This is a genomic window from Brachybacterium halotolerans subsp. kimchii (assembly GCF_020792675.1).
In the GTDB taxonomy this organism is placed as follows: Bacteria; Actinomycetota; Actinomycetes; order Actinomycetales; family Dermabacteraceae; genus Brachybacterium; species Brachybacterium halotolerans.
On record NZ_CP086254.1, the window covers coordinates 1,391,218 to 1,409,203 of the forward strand.

Consider the following 17,986-nt stretch of genomic DNA (forward strand, 5'->3'; position numbering starts at 1 on the left):
CGTCCGTGGGTGAGGACGCGTCCGTGGGTGAGGTGCCCGCCGCCTCCGGCCGGAGGTCGGCCTGCCCGGTCCGACGTCGGCCCGCGTGGCGGCACCGGCGACGGCAGCAGCACCAGCGGCCACGCGACGCCGGCGGAACCAGCGGACTCGGCGGACTCGGCGGACTCGGCGTTGAGTGCTGCGTAACCGTCGTTATGAGCGCTCATAACGACGGTTACGCAGCACTCAACCGTCGAGGCGAGACGGGCCGCTGCGGGGCGGAGCCGGGTTTGGGGCCCGGCGGGGCCAGGAGCCGGGGGCTGGCCGCGGCCAGGAACGGGGACGTGCTCGGAGCTGAGCGCGCATGTCCCGCCCCAGGGCCCGGCTCCCGTCAGTGCTCGGAGGCCCCCTCCGCCCCGGCGCCGGTGAACGCGCGGACCTCCATCTCGGCGGCCTTCACGTCGTGGTCGGGCGCGGGCTTGGTGACGAGGGTGCCGACGATCCCGAGCAGGAAGCCCAGCGGGATCGAGACGATGCCGGGGTTGGAGAGCGGGAACAGGTCGAAGTCGGCGCCGGGGAACATCGCCTTCTCGTTGCCGGAGACGGCCGGGGAGAGCACGATCAGGATGAGGCAGGCCGCAAGCCCGCCGATCATCGAGAACAGCGCGCCGCCGGTGTTGAACCGTCGCCAGAACAGGGAGAAGAGGATGGTGGGCAGGTTGGCGCTCGCGGCGACCGCGAAGGCGAGCGCCACCAGGAAGGCGACGTTCTGCCCGAGGGCCACCACGCCGCCCACGATCGCGAGGATCCCGATCGCGACGACCGTCCAGCGGGCGATCTTCACCTCGTGGTCCGCGGGGACCTCGCCGCCGCGGATCACGGAGGCGTAGATGTCGTGCGCGAAGCTCGTGGCCGCCGTGATCGCGAGGCCCGCGACCACCGCGAGGATCGTCGCGAAGGCGATCGCGGAGACCACGGCCATCAGCACCGGCCCGCCGAGTGCGAGGGCGAGCAGCGGGGCCGCCGCGTTCTCCCCGCCGGGCGTCGCGGGATCCCCGAGGACCTCGGGGCCGACGAGGGCCGCGGCGCCGTAGCCGAGGATCAGGGTGAGCACGTAGAAGATGCCGATGATCCAGATCGCCCAGACCACCGAGCGCCGCGCCTCCTTGCCGCTGGGCACGGTGTAGAAGCGCATGAGCACGTGCGGGAGGCCCGCGGTGCCCAGGACCAGCGCGAGCCCGAGCGACAGGAAGTCCACGGGGTTGGGGTACTTCAGGCCGGGCGTGAGGATCGCGTCCCCGTCGGGGGACATGGCGATCGCCTGATCGAGCACGGCGGAGAAGTTGAAGCCGTAGCGGCCCATGACCATGATCGCGAGGATCGCGACGCCGACCACGAGCAGCACCGCCTTGATGATCTGCACCCAGGTGGTGCCCTTCATGCCGCCGACGATCACGTAGACGATCATCAGCACGCCGACGACCACCACGGTCAGGGCCGTGGGCAGCTTGCCCTCGAGGCCGAGGAGCAGGGCGACGAGACCTCCCGCGCCGGCCATCTGGGCGATGAGGTAGAAGAAGCAGACGGCGAGGGTGGTGAGCGAGGCCGCCAGGCGCACGGGGCGCTGGTTCAGGCGGAAGGAGAGGACGTCGGCCATCGTGAACTTGCCGGTGTTGCGCAGCAGCTCGGCGACCAGCAGGAGCGCGACCAGCCAGGCGACGAGGAAGCCGATCGAGTAGAGGAAGCCGTCGTAGCCGGCCATGGCGATCGCGCCGCAGATGCCCAGGAAGCTCGCGGCGCTGAGGTAGTCGCCGGAGATCGCGATGCCGTTCTGCGGCCCGGAGAACGAGCGGTTGCCGGCGTAGAACTCGGCGGCGCTCGCCTTCTGGCGGGAGACGCGGAAGACGATGAACAGCGTGAATGCGACGAACAGCGCGAACACGATCATGTTGATGACGGGGTTGATCTCGTGGCTCATCGCAGCTCGCCCTCCTCCCCGTCGGCGGAGCGAGCGGAGTCCTCGAGGATCTCCCCGCTCTCCATCTCGGCGCGGATCGCCTCGGCGTGGGGGTCGTAGCGACGGTCGGCCCACCAGCGGTAGAGCATGGTGATCACGAAGGTGGTGATCACCTGGCCGAAGCCGAACAGCAGGCCCACGGTGATGTTCCCGAAGACCGTGATCGCGAAGAACTCGTGGGTCCAGCCCGCGAGGATCACGTACAGCAGGTACCAGACCAGGAACAGCACCGTGATGGGCACGATGAAGGTGAGGAACGAGCGGCGCAGCTGCTGGAAGTCCTCGGACTGCTGGACGGCGAGGCTGCGGGCGCCGACGGAGGAGGAATCCCCGAGCGGGGCGCGGCCCGAGGATCTGGGATCGGGCAGGGATGCGGACTCTGACATGCCGGGCTCCTTTGCTCGGACGTGCACAGGGGGATCGCGGGAGGAGACCGCGATGCACCCAATGTATCGTGCATCACACGTCCGATGTCGGAGGGGCCGCAGGTGTCGCCCGCCGCGGCGGTCAGCTCGCCGCGGCGGTCATCCGGTGGTCGTGCTCCTCGCCGGAGAGGCGCAGGGCGTCGGTCTCCTTCAGCAGGTCCCGGCCGCGCGTCTCGGGCACGAGGAAGGTCGCGCCGGTGGTGATGGCGGCGAGGGTCGCCATGTAGACGGCGAGCACGATCCAGTTGCTGTCGGTCCAGGCGAGCAGCGCCGCGCCGAGGACGCCGGCCAGCCCTCCCGCGAGGACGGCGGAGATCTCGCGGGCCATCGCCACGCCCAGGTAGCGGTGCCGGGCCCCGAACATCTCGGGGAGCAGGGAGCACTGCGGGCCGAGCATCGAGTTCACGGCGACGCCGATGCCGATCGCGATCACGGCGATCGCCACGGCCTCGGTCCCCACGGACAGCAGGTACCAGGCGGGGAACGTGTACAGGAGCATGAACACGGCGCCGAAGCGGTAGACGGGCACGCGCCCGAAGCGATCGGAGAGGTGGCCGGTGAAGGGCACCGAGAAGATCCCGATGAGGCTGCCGAGTGTCACGCCCCAGGCGACGGTGCCCTTGTCCAGTCCGATCGCCGCGGAGGTCACGAAGGCCAGGGCGAGCGACTGGAACATGTAGCTGCCGCCGTTCTCGGCCATGCGCAGGCCGATGCCCACGACGACGCCCGGCCGCCCGGTCGTGAAGATCTCGCGGATCGGGTGGTCGGCGATCTGCTCGTGCTCCTCGAGCTGGACGAAGGTGGGGGTCTCGCGCAGCCGCGCCCGGATGAACAGGGCGATGAGGATCAGCACGAAGGAGGCGAGGAACGGCAGCCGCCAGCCGTAGGACAGGAAGGCGTCCTCGGGCATCAGCAGGGTGAGCAGGGAGAAGACGAGTCCGGCGAGCAGCGTGCCCGCCTGAATGCCGATGAACGGGAGGGCGGAGAAGAAGCCGCGCCGACGCACGGGGGCGTACTCGGCCATGAGCACGGTCGCGCCGGCCTGCTCGGCGCCGGCGCCGAAGCCCTGCAGCAGGCGCAGGATCACCAGCAGGATCGGGGCGACGTAGCCCGCGGAGTGGAAGGTGGGGAGCACGCCGATCAGGGTCGAGGCGCCGCCCATCAGCAGCACCGTGATCACGAGGATGGTCTTGCGGCCCACCTTGTCGCCGAGCGCGCCGAAGAAGAGGCCGCCGAAGGGGCGGGCCACGAAGCCGACCCCGTAGATCCCGAAGGCGGCGACGGTGTTCATCGCAGCGTTGCCCTCGGGGAAGAACAGAGTGTTGAACACGAGGGCCGTCATCAGTCCGTACATCGCGAAGTCGAAGTACTCCATCGCGCTGCCGATGGACGAGGAGAGCGTGGCACGGCGCAGGTTCGCGGCGTACTCGGCCTCGGGCATGTCCTGGGCGCCCTCGGGGCGGGCGGAGCGTGGCGTCAAGCTCATGGCATCTCCTTCGATGCGGGCGAGGCGGCCCGAGCGGGCCGGACCGGGCGCGGCCGACGGGGCCGGCCGATGGCCCTACTGTACTCATTCGCGAACGCAGTGCAACCCGTTGAACGCGCGGATCTCAGGGCCGGCGCGAGAGGGGGTTGGTGAGCGCGTCGGCCAGCGTCAGCAGCGCGGCGCCCAGCTCGTCGACCACGGCGTCGCCGGCCTCGGAGGCGGCGAGCGCGACGCCCACGGCCATGCGCGGGTCCCCGGGCTGCCAGGGCTCGAGCGGGACAGCGACGCCGTGGATGCCGGGGAAGGACTCGCCGCGGTCGATCGCGAATCCGCGCTCCCGGCCCGCGCCGATCTTCTCGCGCACGGCCTCGGGGCTCGTCACCGACTCCTCGGTGGTGGGCGCGAAGTCCGCGACACCGAGCACCGCGTCCACCTCGGCGTCGTCCATGGCGAGCAGCATGGCGTTGCCGACCGCGCAGTGGATGAGCGGCAGGCGAGAGCCGAGCGGCGTGCCCAGGCGCTGGCGACGCCCCTCGTGCCGGGCGAGGTAGAGGGCGTCGGGCGCGTCCAGCATCGCGATCTGGACGACGTGCCCGCGCAGCACCGGATCGCCCTCCACGGCGGCGAAGAACTCGCGGACCTGGTTGAACTGGGAGGCGAAGGCGCCGCCCAGCTCGGCGGTGCGGATGCCGAGCCGGTACCCGCTCTCGACCCGGTCGATCATGCCCTCGTTCTCGAGCGCCTGGCAGATGTTAGACGCCGAGGACTTCGCCATGCCGACCCCGCGCGCGAGCTCGGAGAGGGTGAGCGGCCCGCGCGCCCGCTCCAGCGCCCCGAGGATCCGCAGGGATCGGGTGACGGCGGGCGAAGGGTCGCGGGGCTCGGCCGATGCGCGCTCGGGCGCGGGCTCGGCCGACGCGCGCTCGGGCTCGGCCGACGGGCTCGCAGGACGGGTGGTCTTCGTGCTCTGGGGCGCCACGGCGCTCCCCTTCCCTGCGCGGTCGGCGCGGCGGGCGCCGCGCGGGGCGCTCGCCCCCGTCGGCCCGTCGCGCCGCCGCACTCAGTAGAACTCGACGGTGTCCACAGTGTTGCGCAGCGGCCGTCCGTCGAGGTGGCGGGCGAGGTTGTCCACGAACAGCCGCACGATCCTCTCCTCCTCGCGGGTGTCGAGGGCGGCGGTGTGCGGGCTGACCAGGACATGGGGATGATCCCACAGAGGGCTCGCCGCGGGCAGCGGCTCGGTCGCGAAGACGTCGAGCGCGGCGAAGCCGATGCGGCCGTCCTCGAGCGCGCGCAGCAGGGCGGGCTCGTCGACGACGGTGCCGCGTCCGACGTTCACGAGGATCGTCCCCGGGCGGGCCCTCGCGAGCACGTCCTCGCCCACGAGGCCCTCGGTCGCGTCGGTGCCGGGGAGGGTGAGCACGACGGCGTCGGCGCGGGCGACGGCGGCGGCGAGGTCATCGATCGGCACGAGCTCGTCGACGCCCTCGGCCGCCTCGCCGCTGCGAGTCGTGCCGAGCACGTGGGCGCCGAGCGCGCTGAAGCGCGCCGCGCAGGCCTTCCCGATGCCGCCGAGACCGACGACGAGCACGGTCATCTCGTCGAGGTGCCGCATCTCCCAGCGCTCGCTCCACTCGTGCTCGCGCTGCTGGTCGAGCAGCCGCGGGAGGGACTTCGCGCCGGCGAGCACGCCGAGCACGGCGAACTCGGCGAGCGGCGCGCCGTGGACGCCGGCGGTGGTCGTGAAGGCGATGCGCTCGAGGCCCTCCGAGGCGAGTCCTGCGGCGCGCACCTGGGAGCCGCCGCCGGCGGCCATCGTCTGCACCCAGCGCAGACGCGGGTTCGCGCGGACGGTGCGGGCGAGGGCCGCGGGGTCCACGTCGGGCAGCGAGAAGAGCACGTCGGCGGAGTCGACCATCTGCTCGAAGGCGGCCTGCTGCGCGGGCGTGCGCACATGCTCCGGGTCGCCCGACCAGTCGGCGGGACCGCGACGCGGGCGGTAGAGCGCGTGGTCGCGGATCACCTCGGCGCGCGGCTCGCTGCGCTCGATGAGCGCGCAGAGATCCTCGGGGAGGTCGACGGCGACCACGACGCGCGTGCGCCCTTCGGGCGTCTCGGGGTCGGCGGGAGGGGTCTGGCTCATGGGAGCTCCTTCGCTCGGGTGGGAGGCAGGACCACACTAACGCGTGTTCAATATGTTGGACACCGTTCCCAGTGTTGCGCGACGGGTTAGAGTCGGGCCATGAGCACTGACGACGACGTCCGCCCCGATCCCGCTCGCCCCGTCGCGCCCGCTCACGGCGCGGAGGACGCGAAACACTCGAAGAACGCGGAGGACTCGCCCGCCGAGCCCTCGACGGCTCGCGGACCCGGCTCCCCGCGCGTGGGCGTGCTCGGACTGGGATCCATGGGACTGCCGATGGCCGAGCACCTGCTGTGCGCCCACGGCTCCCTCACCGTCCACTCCCGCACGCCGAAGCCGCAGCTCACCGCGCAGGGAGCACGGTGGGCCCAGACCCCGCGCGAGCTCGCCGAGGCGGTCGACGCGATCCTCGTGATGCTCCCCGATCTGCCGGATCTCGAGCCCCTGCTGGGCGGAGAGGACGGCCTGCTCGCCTCCGCCGGCGAGCTGCTGCTGATGATCGGATCGACCTCCTCCTCCGTGCAGGTGCGAGAGCTCGGCGAGCGCCTGGCCGCGGAGAGCGACGGCCGCGTGCGCGTGGTCGACTGCCCGGTCTCCGGGGGCGAGGACGGCGCGGAGGCGGGCACGCTCGCCATCATGCTGGGCGGCGCCGAGGACGACGCCGCCGAGGCCGCCCGCCTGCTCGCGCCCTGCGGGAACCCGGTGCGCCTGGGACCGCTCGGGGCGGGCGAGGTCGCGAAGTCCTGCAACCAGATGATCGTCAGCGCCACCGCACTCGCCCTCGGCGAGGTGACCGTGCTCGCCGAGCGCAGCGGCCTCGACCTGGGCACCCTCTTCGAGCTGCTGCAGGGCGGCTACGCGGGCTCGAACCTCATGGCCTCGCGCCGCGAGAAGTTCGTGACCGGGGACGACTCCCCCTCCGGCGTCGCGAAGTACATGGTCAAGGATCTGCGCTTCGCCGGCGAGATCGCCGAGGCGACGGGCACCCACGGCGCCCTCCTTCCCGCCCTGCGCGCGGCGTTCGACGAGCTCGTCGAAGCGGACCTGGGCGACCGCGACCTCGCGACCACGCGGCGCTTCACCGAGCAGCGGGGCTGACTGCGCCGGAGCCCACTGCCAGACCCCGCACGTACGGACGGGCGGGCCTCCCGCAGGAGACCCGCCCGTCCTGGCCCGTCGGCCGTCCGGAGACGGCGCCTGGGGCTCCGATCAGAGCTCGCGGAGCGTCACAGCATGCAGCTGACGCAGCCCTCGACCTCGGTGCCCTCGATCGCCATCTGCCGCAGGCGGATGTAGTAGAGGGTCTTGATGCCCTTGCGCCATGCGTAGATCTGCGCCTTGTTGACGTCGCGCGTGGTGGCGGTGTCGGGGAAGAAGAGCGTGAGGCTCAGGCCCTGGTCCACGTGCTTGGTGGCCTCGGCGTAGGTGTCCACGATCTTCTCGTAGCCGATCTCGTACGCGTCCTGGTAGTACTCCAGGTTGTCGTTCGTCATGAACGGCGCCGGGTAGTAGACGCGGCCGATCTTCCCCTCCTTGCGGATCTCGATCTTGGAGACGATCGGGTGGATCGACGAGGTCGAGTGGTTGATGTAGGAGATCGACCCGGTCGGCGGGACCGCCTGCAGGTACGCGTTGTACATGCCGTGGGCCTTCACGTCCTCGCGCAGCTGCTTCCAGTCGTCCTGGCTGGGCAGGTGCACGTTCGAGTTCGCGAACAGCTCGCGGACCTTCGCGGTGCGCGGCTCCCACACCTCATCGGTGTACTTGTCGAAGTACTCGCCGGTCCCGTACTTCGAGTTCTCGAAGTCGTAGAACGTCTCGCCGAGCTCCTTGGCGAGCCCCATGGAGGCCTTGATGGCCTGGTAGGTGACCGCGTAGAAGTACATGTTCGTGAAGTCCAGGCCCTCGTCGGACCCGTAGTAGATGCCCTCGCGCGCCAGGTAGCCGTGGAGGTTCATCTGCCCCAGGCCGATCGCGTGGGACTTGCGGTTGCCCTCGGCGATCGTGGGCACGGACTCGATGTCAGAGGTGTCCGAGACCGCCGTCAGCGCGCGGATCGCGGTGCTGATCGTGCGCTCGAAGTCCGGGGAGTCCATCGCCTTGGCGATGTTCAGCGACCCCAGGTTGCAGGAGATGTCGCGACCCATCTCGTCGTAGGTGAGGTCGTTGTTCATGTGCGACGGGGTCGCGACCTGGAGGATCTCGGAGCACAGGTTCGAGTGGGTGACCTTGCCGGCGATCGGGTTCGCCCTGTTCACCGTGTCCTCGAACATGATGTACGGGTAGCCGGACTCGAACTGGATCTCCGCGAGGGTCTGGAAGAAGTCGCGGGCCTTGATCTTCTTCTTCGCGATCCGCGGGTTGTCGACCATGTCGCGGTAGTTCTCGGAGATCGACACGTCCGCGTACGGCTTGCCGTACTCGCGCTCCACGTCGTACGGGGAGAACAGGTACATCGGCTCGTTGTTCTTCGCGAGCTCGAAGGTGATGTCGGGGATCACGACGCCCAGCGAGAGGGTCTTGATGCGGATCTTCTCGTCCGCGTTCTCGCGCTTGGTGTCCAGGAACCGCATGATGTCCGGGTGGTGCGCGTGGAGGTACACCGCGCCCGCGCCCTGACGCGCACCGAGCTGGTTCGCGTAGGAGAAGGAGTCCTCGAGCAGCTTCATCACGGGGATGACGCCGCTGGACTGGTTCTCGATGTGCTTGATCGGCGCACCGTACTCGCGCAGGTTCGAGAGCAGCAGGGCGACGCCGCCGCCGCGCTTGGACAGCTGCAGCGCGGAGTTGATGCCGCGGCCGATGGACTCCATGTTGTCCTCGATGCGCAGCAGGAAGCACGAGACGAGCTCGCCGCGCTGGGCCTTGCCGGCGTTGAGGAACGTGGGGGTCGCGGGCTGGAAACGGCCGTCGAGCACCTCGTCGACGATCCGCCGGGCCAGCTCCTCGTCACCGCGGGCGAGGGTCAGTGCCACCATGACCACCCGGTCCTCGAAGCGCTCGAGGTACCGCTTGCCGTCGAAGGTCTTCAGCGTGTACGAGGTGTAGTACTTGAAGGCGCCCAGGAACGTCGGGAAGCGGAACTTCTTCGCGAAGGCCTGCTCCGACAGCTCCTCGACGAAGTCGAAGGAGTACTGGTCCAGCACCTCGGACTCGTAGTACTCGTTCTCGACGAGGTAGTCGATCTTCTCCCGCAGGGAGTGGAAGAACACCGTGTTGGGGTTCACGTGCTGCAGGAAGTACTCACGGGCGGCGAGACGATCCTTGTCGAACTGGATCTTCCCGTCGGCCCCGTAGAGGTTCAGCATCGCGTTCAGCGCGTGATAGTCGAGGGACTTGTGATGCTCCACCGAAGGCATCTCGGTCAGTGTCGCCAAAACTCTTCCAATCCGTCGTGGACCTGCTGCACGTCTCGCGGCGTGCCCAGCAGCTCGAACCTGTACATGTGCGGGACCCGGCACTTCGCCGAGATGATCTCGCCGGCCAGCCCGTAGGCCTCGCCGAAATTCGTGTTCCCCGCGGTGATGACGCCCCGGATGAGGTTCCGGTTGCGTTCGTCGTTGAGGAACTTGATGACCTGCTTCGGGACTGCTCCGCGTCCGTTGCCGCCGCCATAGGTCGGCACCATCAGCACGTACTCCTCGTCCATGACGAGGGGATCCTCCGTGCGATGGAGGGGGATCCTGCTGGCCGGCATGTCCAGCTTCTGCACGAAGCGATGGGTGTTGCCGGACACGGAGGAGAAGTAGACGAGGGTTCCCATCCTCCTCACCTCCGCATGATCGGGAGCGCTCAGATGGCTGCGGCGCGGGCGCCCTCGGCGCCGGCGGCCGCCACGGCCTTGATCTTGTCGGGACGGAAGCCCGACCAGTGGTCCTCACCGGCGACCACGACGGGCGCCTGCACGTAGCCCATCGACTTCACGTGGGCGAGCGCCTCGGCGTCCTCGGTGATGTCGACAACGTCGTAGGCGACGCCCGACTTGGTGAGGGCGCGCTTGGTCGCGTCGCACTGGACGCACATGGGCTTCGAGTACACGGTGATGGCCATCGGGCGATGCCTTTCTCGGTGGGGATCGTGTCGCCGGCGCCCGCGCTGCGGGATCCGGTGCGTGAAGGAGTGTGTGGGGCGGGGATCGAAGGGTGTTCGACGAGGTCGTCGAGGGATTCGAGCGGCCTGCCGAGCGGTGCCCTGCGGGATCCGCGCCGACCTCTCCAACACTACACCTAGTGGTGCCCCGACGTCTGCACCACAAGATGTACTGAACTACAAGACTGTTATCCACAATCCGATGGTGACGGACTGTGGACGGACGTGGGTCAGCTGGGGACGAACGCGCATCGTCTGCGCGGATGCTGTGGACAGCGCTGTGGAACGCCCCGATACGCCCCGCCGGACGGTGGATGACGACTCCCCCGGGGACCCGGCGGACAGTGGTGCGCGCCCCGAAAATCCGTGTCGGATCGGCGTGTCGTCGGCGTGTCGTGCAGCGCAGGGATAAGAGGTCCCCACGAGAGCTCGTCGTCCACAGTCGGACGCCCGCTCGGCGTGTCGTCAGAACGTCGCCGGCGGAGCACTCCGGCCCCGCGCGACCGAGCGCTCACGGGACGGATCGAGGCCCGGTCCCGCCGAGGGTCGATGAGCACTCCGGGGCATGGTCCGGGCAGTGTCCGGACCGACAGCGAGCGGTGCCGGACGACGAGCCGCCCGGTTGGGTGCGCGCGCACGGCTCTGGGAGGCGCGGCGCACGGGCGCGCGGCTGGACGTGAGGGCGCGACGCGACCCCGGAACACGCGCACTTCGTTCAGATGCGCGGAGCTCCGTTCAGGAGCGCGGGGGCTCCTCGCCCTCCGGCGCTCCGTCCTTCGCGGCATCATCGGCCGCGGCCGCCCAGGCATCGCCGTCCGCCGGCTCGGCGCGATCGGTGTCGACGGCGGACTGGTGCGGGTCGTCGTCCCGGGACACTGCGGCCCCGGCAGTCGTCGCCTGCGGCCGCGCGGACCGCGCCGCCTCGAGCTGGTCGGCGGCCGAGGAGAGGTCCTCGGTCGGCGCCGCGGGCGGGATCTCGCCGGTGCCGGGCACCGGGGTCAGCGGACCGATCCGCACGGAGGTGCCCTCGGCCGACGGCGCGGCGGAGTCCTCGTCCGATGCGGTCGACCCGGCCGCGGCCTCCGATCCGTCCGACTCCGCCTCGGAGTCGGCGATGTCGTCGGCACCAGCATCGGCATCGGCGTCGTCGGCGTCCTCCGCCGCACTGGTGTCCTCGGTCGCGCCGGCGTCCTCGGTCGCGCCGGCGTCCTCCGCCTGCTCCGAGACCTCCGCCTGGTCCGAGGCCTCCTCCTGGTCCGGGACCTCCTCCTCGGGATCCGCCTCGAGGGACCGGCCGTCGGCCTCGACGAGGGTCTTCAGGACCTCGCGCAGGATCTCGACCTGGGCGAGAGCCTCGGCGGCGCCGGCATGGGGCTCCTTGCCCTTGTCGACGAACTCGTGGAAGGCCTCCCACATGGACTCGGCCGCGCCGAGGTCGGAGGAGCGGGAGGTGACGACCACACGGCCGTGCTCTTTCTCGCGCAGGGAGCTGCGGGAGCGGGAGTCCACGAACGACGGCGGCTCGAGCGCGAGGTCGATCCGCTTGCGCGCCGAGAGCACCTCGTAGGTCTCCGAGTACTCGGGGGCGAAGGGGAGGTAGTGCCAGACCAGGCGCACGGGAGCGCCGTCCTCGAGCTCCCCCAGCAGCTCGAGCGAGCCGGGGATGACGCCCTTGGGCCAGTGGCGCACGGCGGTGAGCTCGGTGAGCGGACCGTAGATGCGCTCGGTGATGGCGAGCTGGTGGGCGATGCCCGTGAGCAGCCCCTTCACGTAGAGGTCGCGATCACGCTGGGTCGCGCCCTCCCCCGCGCCGGCGACGACCGCCTCCTGCAGGGTCTTGCGACGCTCCTGGCGCTTCTCCGACGGCAGGTCGTAGGCGGACGCGGTCACGTGCGCGCGACCGAACAGAGGACCGGAGGCGGGCATCAGCACCTCGTGGTCGATCATGCGCACGTCGCGCGCGCGGATGTTGTCGACGACCTCGTCGAGCACCTCGTCGTACTGCTGCGGGTAGGCCATCATCACCAGGCGCCGGCCCACGAGCCGCTCGAAGTCGCTGATCCTGGCGACCTCCTGCGCCGAGTACCCCAGCGGGGGCTCGACGAGCACGGGGATCCCGCGGCGCAGCAGCAGGAGGAGATCCTCGACGTGCAGGCCGTCGGTCGCGAGGACCGCCGCATCGAGGGCGACGTCCTTCGCGCGCACGGCGGCGACGAGATCGGCGACGGTCTCGAAGCGATGCTCCTCCTCGACGCCCCAGACGTCGGCCGATTCGCGCCGGCGCCGCGGCGAGTGGTCCACGAGAGCGGTCACCGCGAAGCGGTCCCAGCGGCGGCGCAGCACGGGCAGATGCACGGCCTGCGCCATCGTTCCGGCACCGATGACGGCGATGTTCAGGATCCTCGGCATGCGGGCGGTTCTCCTCGCGGGATGAGCGGGACGGGCAGGTCAGGGGTGGAGCGGGCCGGCCGGGAACCGGAGCGTGCGCGGGCGCGCGCGGGCATGCGCGAGGTGCTCTGGCTCCGCGTCCACGGCCGTCGGCACGTGCCGCTGTTCTACCACAGCGCGCTGATCCGGACCCTCGCGCGTCTCGCACGGCGAGGGCGCGGACACAGGGTGTGGGAGGCACGACCGCGCGCCGCTATCGTGGTGCCCGTGCCGTTCCTCTACACGCTCACCCGTCCGGTCCTGGGGCCCATGTTCACCGCCTACTGGCGCCCCCGCATCACCGGGCTCGAGAACATCCCGCGCACCGGCGCGTTCCTGCTGGCCTCCAACCATCTGGCCAACGTGGACAGTTTCATCATCCCCGTGGTGTCCCCGCGCATGGTCCGATTCGTCTCCAAGGACGTGTTCTGGAAGAACGGCGGCCTCAAGGGCCGCATCCAGAAGTGGTTCATGAACTCCGTGGGCACCGTGCCGCTGGACCGCGAGGCCCTGAGCTCCGGCCGGGGCGCGCTCGACGCCGCCCTGGACGTGCTGAAGGCCGGCGAGGGCTTCGGCATCTACCCCGAGGGCTCCCGCAGTCGCGACGGGCTGCTGCACAAGGGCCAGCCGGGCGCGGCCTGGCTCGCCCTCGAGTCCGGCGCCCCCGTCATCCCGCTGGGCCTGGCAGGCACGCAGAACCTGTTCCTGAAGGGACGGAAGATGCCCACCCGGTACCGTCCCGACATGCGCTTCGGGGCGCCGATCGATCTCTCGGACCTGCCGACGGACCTGAGCGCGGGCGCCCGCCGGCGCCTGGCCACCGATCGGATCATGACCGAGATCCAGCGGCTCTCCGGCCAGGAGTGGGCCCCGGGCGCGCAGCCCCGCGGCGCGGGGACCGGCGCGAGCGCATAGGATCGTTCTCCCCGCCCGACACAGGAGGTCAACGTGGCAGTGGTGGTCGGCTTCATCCCCACCCCGGTGGGATTCGACGCGCTGGACACGGCGCGCACCGCGGCCGAGGAGCGCGGCGGCCCGCTGATCGTGCTCAACGTGGTCAGGCAGGGCGACGAGCAGGATCCCCGCCACGCCAGCGAGGGTGACCTCGACGCGGCGGCAGACCGCCTGCGCGGCTCGGCCGTGCGGGTCGACATCCGTCAGGAGAGCAGCGAGGACGACATCGCCGACGTCCTGCTGGACACCGTCGAGCGAGAGAAGGCCGAGCTGCTGGTGATCGGTCTGCGTCGCGAGCGCGACGTCGCCCGGCATCTCCTGGGCGTGACCCCGCAGAAGCTGCTGCTCTCCGCCCCCTGCGACGTGCTCGTCGTCTGAGGGCGCTCACCTCTCCCCGGACGCGTCCCACCCCGGGCCCGGCACCGGACACAGCGAGGCCCGGACCCGATCGCTCGGGTCCGGGCCTCGCCCGTGCGGCGGCGTGCGCTCACGCCGCCGAGGGGATCACTCGGAGCGCGGATCCGCGCCGGGGACCTGGTCGCCGCCGTTCTCTCGCACGGCCTTCTCGATCCGCTCGCCGACCTCCTGGTCGATGTTCTTCCAGTACTGGAAGGCGTTCGAGAGGACCGGCTCGATCACGGTGGCGAGAGCGCCGGAGACCGTCTCGATGAGACGCTCGCGCTCGCCCTCGTCCATGACCTCGCGGACCAGCGTGTGGGCCTGGCCGAAGTCGTCGTCATCGGAGCGCAGGGTGTAGGCCTGGCGCACCAGGGTGCCGTCGGACTCCCAGCCGTTGTCGACCGGGCCCTGGGCGTCCTGGTACGAGCGCCCGAACGAGTTCGGGGAGTACACCGGGGCGTTGCCGCTGTGGAAGAACTCCATCGAGCCCTCCTTGTCGTAGGAGTTGGTCTCCACGACAGGACGGTTCACGGGCAGCTGGTTGAAGTTGGTGCCCAGGCGGTTGCGCTGCGCGTCCGGGTAGGAGAACACGCGGCCCAGCAGCATCTTGTCGGGCGAGACGCCGGTGCCGGGCACGAGGTTCGAGGGGCTGAAGGCGGCCTGCTCGACCTGCGCGAAGTGGTTGACCGGGTTCTGGTTCAGCGTGAAGCGGCCGACGGGGATGCGCGGGTAGTCCTTCTTCGACCAGGTCTTCGTGAGGTCGAAGGGGTTGAAGCGGTAGGTCTTCGCATCCTCGTAGGGCATGATCTGCACCTCGAGCTTCCAGGACGGGAAGTCGCCGCTGTCGATCGACTCGAAGAGGTCGCGGCGGTGGTAGTCGCCGTCCAGGCCGGCGAGCTCGTCGGCCTCGTCGTTGGTGAGGTACTCCAGGCCCTGCTCGGTGAGGAAGTGGTACTTGACCCAGAACTTCTCGCCGGCCTCGTTGACCCACATGTAGGTGTGCGAGGAGTAGCCGTTCATGTGGCGCCAGGTCTTGGGCAGGCCGCGGTCGCCCATGAGGTAGGAGACCTGGTGGGCGCTCTCCGGGGAGAGGGTCCAGAAGTCCCACTGCATGGTGTTGTCGCGCAGGCCGGAGTCCGGGGTGCGCTTCTGGGAGTGGATGAAGTCGGGGAACTTCATGGGATCGCGGACGAAGAACACCGGGGTGTTGTTCCCGACGATGTCGAAGTTGCCCTCCTGCGTGTAGAACTTCAGCGCGAAGCCGCGCACGTCACGCCAGGTGTCGGGCGAGCCCAGCTCGCCGGCCACGGTGGAGAACCGCGCGAGCATCGGGGTCTTGGCGCCCTTCTGGAAGAGGCCAGCCTTCGTGTACTGCGAGACGTCCTCGGTGATCTCGAGCTCGCCGAAGGCGCCGGAGCCCTTGGCGTGCGGGCTGCGCTCCGGGATGCGCTCGCGGTCGAAGCGGGCGAGCTTCTCGACGAGGGCGACGTCGTGGAGCATCAGAGGACCGTCGGGGCCGACGGACAGCGAGTTGGCGTCGCTCTCGCGCGGGGCGCCGTTCTCGGTGGTGGAGGGAATGGTCGGCGTGGTGTCGCCGGTGGGGTCGAACGTGGTCACGATCTCTCCTTCTCGGGGCGAGCCCCGGCTGCAGTGGCCGGGACGGTGGGGTCCCGCACCGCTCGGGCGAGAGCGGTGCGGGGATTCGCAGTTCTTCGCAGTGTTCGACGGATGTCGCCGGGATCGATGGAACGCTGATCAGCAGATCTCAGCCGGCCCCGGCACCGCTCGGGACCGTGGTCCCGGGAGACGCCGACGCCGTGCGGCATGCGGAGCACACGCCGCGGAACAGCACCTCCGCGACCTCGATCTCGAAGCCGTGGTCGTGGGAGGGCGTCAGGCACGGCGCCTCGCCGATCGTGCAGGGCACGTCCTCGAGGCGACCGCACACCCGGCACACCATGTGGTGGTGGTTGTCGTGCCGGTGGATCTCGTAGCGGGCGGCGCTGCGGGAGCCGGTGGCGACCCGGCGCAGCAGGCCCGCATCGGTGAGCGCGTGCAGCACGTCGTAGACGGCCTGACGCGACACCGTGCCGAGCCGTTCGCGCACTGCGGCGGCGATGTCATCCGCCTCAGCATGCTGACACTCGGCGACGACCGCGAGCGTCGCCAGCCGCGGTGCGGTGACGCGCAGACCCGCGGAACGCAGGTCGTCAGCCATATCGGTCGTCATGGATACAGGATACTACGTTTTCTGGACAAGATCCAGAAGATGACTGCGTCAAACCTGTGTCACGCACGACCGTCGATTGTTTTCTGACACACCGCGACCCCACCGCCATCTGCGGTCGGGTCGCGGCAGGTGATTCCCTCGTGTCAATCAGACACCGGCACGATCACCGCGGCTGCTTGCAGAGCCACGGGAACGTCGGCGCCACCCAGCAGAGGAAGGCTGGCTGGACCAGCGGCGAGTTGGCGGAGACTCCCCCTTCGACGGCGCGCTCCTGGGGACTGGCAGTCGTGCTCTCGGCACCGGCATTGATGACGGCAGGGCTCTCGGCGGCGAGCGCGGCGCTGGGCAGGGCGAGGGTGCCGGCGCAGAGAGCAGCTGCAGCGAGAAGGGTGGTCGCGGGACGGGTGTACGAACGAAGCGAACGAGACATGACAGGACTCCTCGGGTGTATCTCCAGGTGAACGGGCAGTGAATGGCCCGACGACCAGGTGCGGACCCGCGCTCCACACACCGCAGTCGGATCTGGAGTCAGGAAGGGCCGCGGTCGTGCTCGCACACTACGCTGGGCACGATGGCTTCCCACGCGCACGACGCGACCGACGATGTCGTCACGGCGAGCCCCCGCGGCCGGCGCGACGACGCGGCTCGTCGCGCCCACGCAGGTCCCATGTCTTCATCAGGAAGCCTCCTCGGCTCCCCTCGGCTCACCCTCAGCGCTGCGATCGCTCTCGCGTTCTTCCTCGCCGTGATCATCATCCCCACCACTTTCCCCTCGGGCGCCGCCTCCGTTCTCATGGGAATCGGGCTGAGCATCGGGGGCGGCCTGTCCATCACACGGCCCGTCGCCGGTGGGGTCCTCATCGGGCTCGTCCTGACCGTTGCCATCCTGGATCCGCTGTCCTCACCCGGGCTCGGTGTCCTGGTGCCGCCGATAGCACTCGCCGCCTGCGCGGGCGAGGGACGGCTGCTCCCGGGCATCGTCATCGGACTCTGGCACACCACGGTGATCACCGTGGCTGCCGAGCGCACCATGAACACGACCGCCGACCTGGTCACGAACGCCCTCGTCTGGATCTTCATGCTCACGGTCGCGTACCTTCTGGGCGCCCTGTGGCGCTCGATGATCCTGCGACTCGCCACCGAGCGCGCTCGCCATGCCTTCGACCTCGCCGAGCAGCGACGCGCCATCGCCCGCGACCTGCACGACACCGGCGTCCGGGCGATCACCGAGGTCATCCTGCTCGCGGAGACGGCCCAGCACGCCGACGGCATCTCCGCCGCCGATGCGGAAGCCTTCGCGAGGATCTCGCGCACCGCTCGCCTCTCGACCGATGAGCTGCGCAGCCTCATGGACGCCCTGCGCACGGACGTTCCGGTCGACGGTTCCACTAATCCGACCGCCTACGGCGTCACGGTCCACGCGGCGAGCTGGGACGATGCGCTCCAGGCCGCGCGCGACCGCCTGCAGGCCGCTGACTTCACCGTGAATCTCAGCTCGGAGTCCGACGCGCCGGTGCCGCCCTCGGCCACCCCTGTGCTCTCGCGCTGCCTGTGGGAGGTCGTGGCCAACGTGATCCGCCACGCCGACGACGAGTACCCCGTCGCGATCATGTCCGCGGCCATGTCGGATGGTGTGGAACTGCTGGTCCGCAATACGATCGACCACGACCCCGTCGTCCGTGTGGACGGCGGCGACGGTCTTCGGGGCCTCGGAGAGCAGCTCGAGGCCGTCGGCGGATCCCTCGAGACCCAGCGCGACGGGGACACCTTCCTCACTCGCATCCAGCTCCCCACCGACACCGGCCGATGACGGCCCGACCGGCCTTCGCGCCACATC

At 70.2% G+C, this 17,986-nt stretch carries 16 protein-coding genes; 4 read left to right on the forward strand and 12 right to left on the reverse strand.

What is annotated here, in order from left to right; translation table 11 throughout:
• Positions 1-370: 370 nt before the first annotated feature.
• The 5 genes from Bra3105_RS06310 to Bra3105_RS06330 form a co-directional block, all read right to left on the reverse strand.
• Positions 371-1,957, reverse strand: a complete 1,587-nt coding sequence (locus Bra3105_RS06310) for a monocarboxylic acid transporter (RefSeq protein ID WP_228359053.1) — start codon at positions 1,955-1,957, stop codon at positions 371-373.
• Positions 1,954-2,382, reverse strand: coding sequence for a DUF485 domain-containing protein (locus Bra3105_RS06315; protein WP_228359054.1), 429 nt, complete (start codon positions 2,380-2,382; stop codon positions 1,954-1,956). Before Bra3105_RS06315 ends, Bra3105_RS06310 begins: the two co-directional genes overlap by 4 nt.
• A 121-nt stretch (positions 2,383-2,503) precedes the next feature.
• Entirely contained in the window at positions 2,504-3,907 is a 1,404-nt protein-coding gene (locus tag Bra3105_RS06320; RefSeq protein WP_228359055.1) for an MFS transporter, read from the reverse strand.
• Positions 3,908-4,031: 124 nt separating this feature from the next.
• A complete protein-coding gene (locus tag Bra3105_RS06325; protein ID WP_228359056.1) occupies positions 4,032-4,886 on the reverse strand; it encodes an IclR family transcriptional regulator in 855 nt (284 codons plus the stop codon).
• Positions 4,887-4,967: 81 nt separating this feature from the next.
• On the reverse strand, positions 4,968-6,050 hold the full coding sequence (locus tag Bra3105_RS06330; RefSeq protein WP_228359057.1) for a D-2-hydroxyacid dehydrogenase: 1,083 nt from the start codon (positions 6,048-6,050) through the stop codon (positions 4,968-4,970).
• A gap of 99 nt (positions 6,051-6,149) precedes the next feature.
• Here Bra3105_RS06330 and Bra3105_RS06335 point away from each other — a divergent pair, with 99 nt between their 5' ends.
• On the forward strand, positions 6,150-7,148 hold the full coding sequence (locus tag Bra3105_RS06335) for an NAD(P)-dependent oxidoreductase (RefSeq protein ID WP_228359058.1): 999 nt from the start codon (positions 6,150-6,152) through the stop codon (positions 7,146-7,148).
• Between the two features lie 128 nt (positions 7,149-7,276).
• Here Bra3105_RS06335 and nrdE read toward each other — a convergent pair whose 3' ends face one another.
• The 4 genes from nrdE to Bra3105_RS06355 form a co-directional block, all read right to left on the reverse strand.
• Entirely contained in the window at positions 7,277-9,409 is a 2,133-nt protein-coding gene (nrdE, locus tag Bra3105_RS06340; RefSeq protein ID WP_228359059.1) for a class 1b ribonucleoside-diphosphate reductase subunit alpha, read from the reverse strand.
• A 5-nt stretch (positions 9,410-9,414) separates the two neighbouring features.
• Complete coding sequence (nrdI, locus tag Bra3105_RS06345; RefSeq protein WP_228359060.1) at positions 9,415-9,813, reverse strand: class Ib ribonucleoside-diphosphate reductase assembly flavoprotein NrdI; 399 nt, start codon at positions 9,811-9,813, stop codon at positions 9,415-9,417.
• A gap of 29 nt (positions 9,814-9,842) precedes the next feature.
• On the reverse strand, positions 9,843-10,100 hold the full coding sequence (gene nrdH / locus Bra3105_RS06350) for a glutaredoxin-like protein NrdH (protein WP_228359061.1): 258 nt from the start codon (positions 10,098-10,100) through the stop codon (positions 9,843-9,845).
• A gap of 774 nt (positions 10,101-10,874) precedes the next feature.
• Complete coding sequence (locus Bra3105_RS06355; protein ID WP_228359062.1) at positions 10,875-12,548, reverse strand: Gfo/Idh/MocA family oxidoreductase; 1,674 nt, start codon at positions 12,546-12,548, stop codon at positions 10,875-10,877.
• Positions 12,549-12,794: 246 nt separating this feature from the next.
• Here Bra3105_RS06355 and Bra3105_RS06360 point away from each other — a divergent pair, with 246 nt between their 5' ends.
• Complete coding sequence (locus Bra3105_RS06360) at positions 12,795-13,481, forward strand: lysophospholipid acyltransferase family protein (protein ID WP_228359063.1); 687 nt, start codon at positions 12,795-12,797, stop codon at positions 13,479-13,481.
• A 33-nt stretch (positions 13,482-13,514) separates the two neighbouring features.
• On the forward strand, positions 13,515-13,898 hold the full coding sequence (locus Bra3105_RS06365) for a universal stress protein (protein WP_200502735.1): 384 nt from the start codon (positions 13,515-13,517) through the stop codon (positions 13,896-13,898).
• Between the two features lie 126 nt (positions 13,899-14,024).
• Here Bra3105_RS06365 and Bra3105_RS06370 read toward each other — a convergent pair whose 3' ends face one another.
• From Bra3105_RS06370 to Bra3105_RS06380, 3 genes are all read right to left on the reverse strand, one after another.
• Positions 14,025-15,536 (reverse strand): catalase, encoded by a 1,512-nt coding sequence (locus Bra3105_RS06370; protein WP_228359064.1) that lies wholly within the window; start codon positions 15,534-15,536, stop codon positions 14,025-14,027.
• Between the two features lie 148 nt (positions 15,537-15,684).
• On the reverse strand, positions 15,685-16,149 hold the full coding sequence (locus Bra3105_RS06375) for a Fur family transcriptional regulator (protein ID WP_228359065.1): 465 nt from the start codon (positions 16,147-16,149) through the stop codon (positions 15,685-15,687).
• Positions 16,150-16,312: 163 nt separating this feature from the next.
• Positions 16,313-16,579 carry a hypothetical protein gene (locus Bra3105_RS06380; RefSeq protein WP_228359066.1) on the reverse strand — a complete coding sequence of 89 codons (267 nt, stop codon included), beginning with the start codon at positions 16,577-16,579 and terminating at the stop codon, positions 16,313-16,315.
• A 141-nt stretch (positions 16,580-16,720) separates the two neighbouring features.
• Between Bra3105_RS06380 and Bra3105_RS06385 the strand changes: the two genes are divergently transcribed.
• The gene (locus Bra3105_RS06385; protein ID WP_228359067.1) at positions 16,721-17,959 is read left to right on the forward strand and encodes a histidine kinase; all 1,239 of its coding nucleotides are present in this window, start codon (positions 16,721-16,723) and stop codon (positions 17,957-17,959) included.
• Positions 17,960-17,986 lie beyond the last annotated feature (27 nt).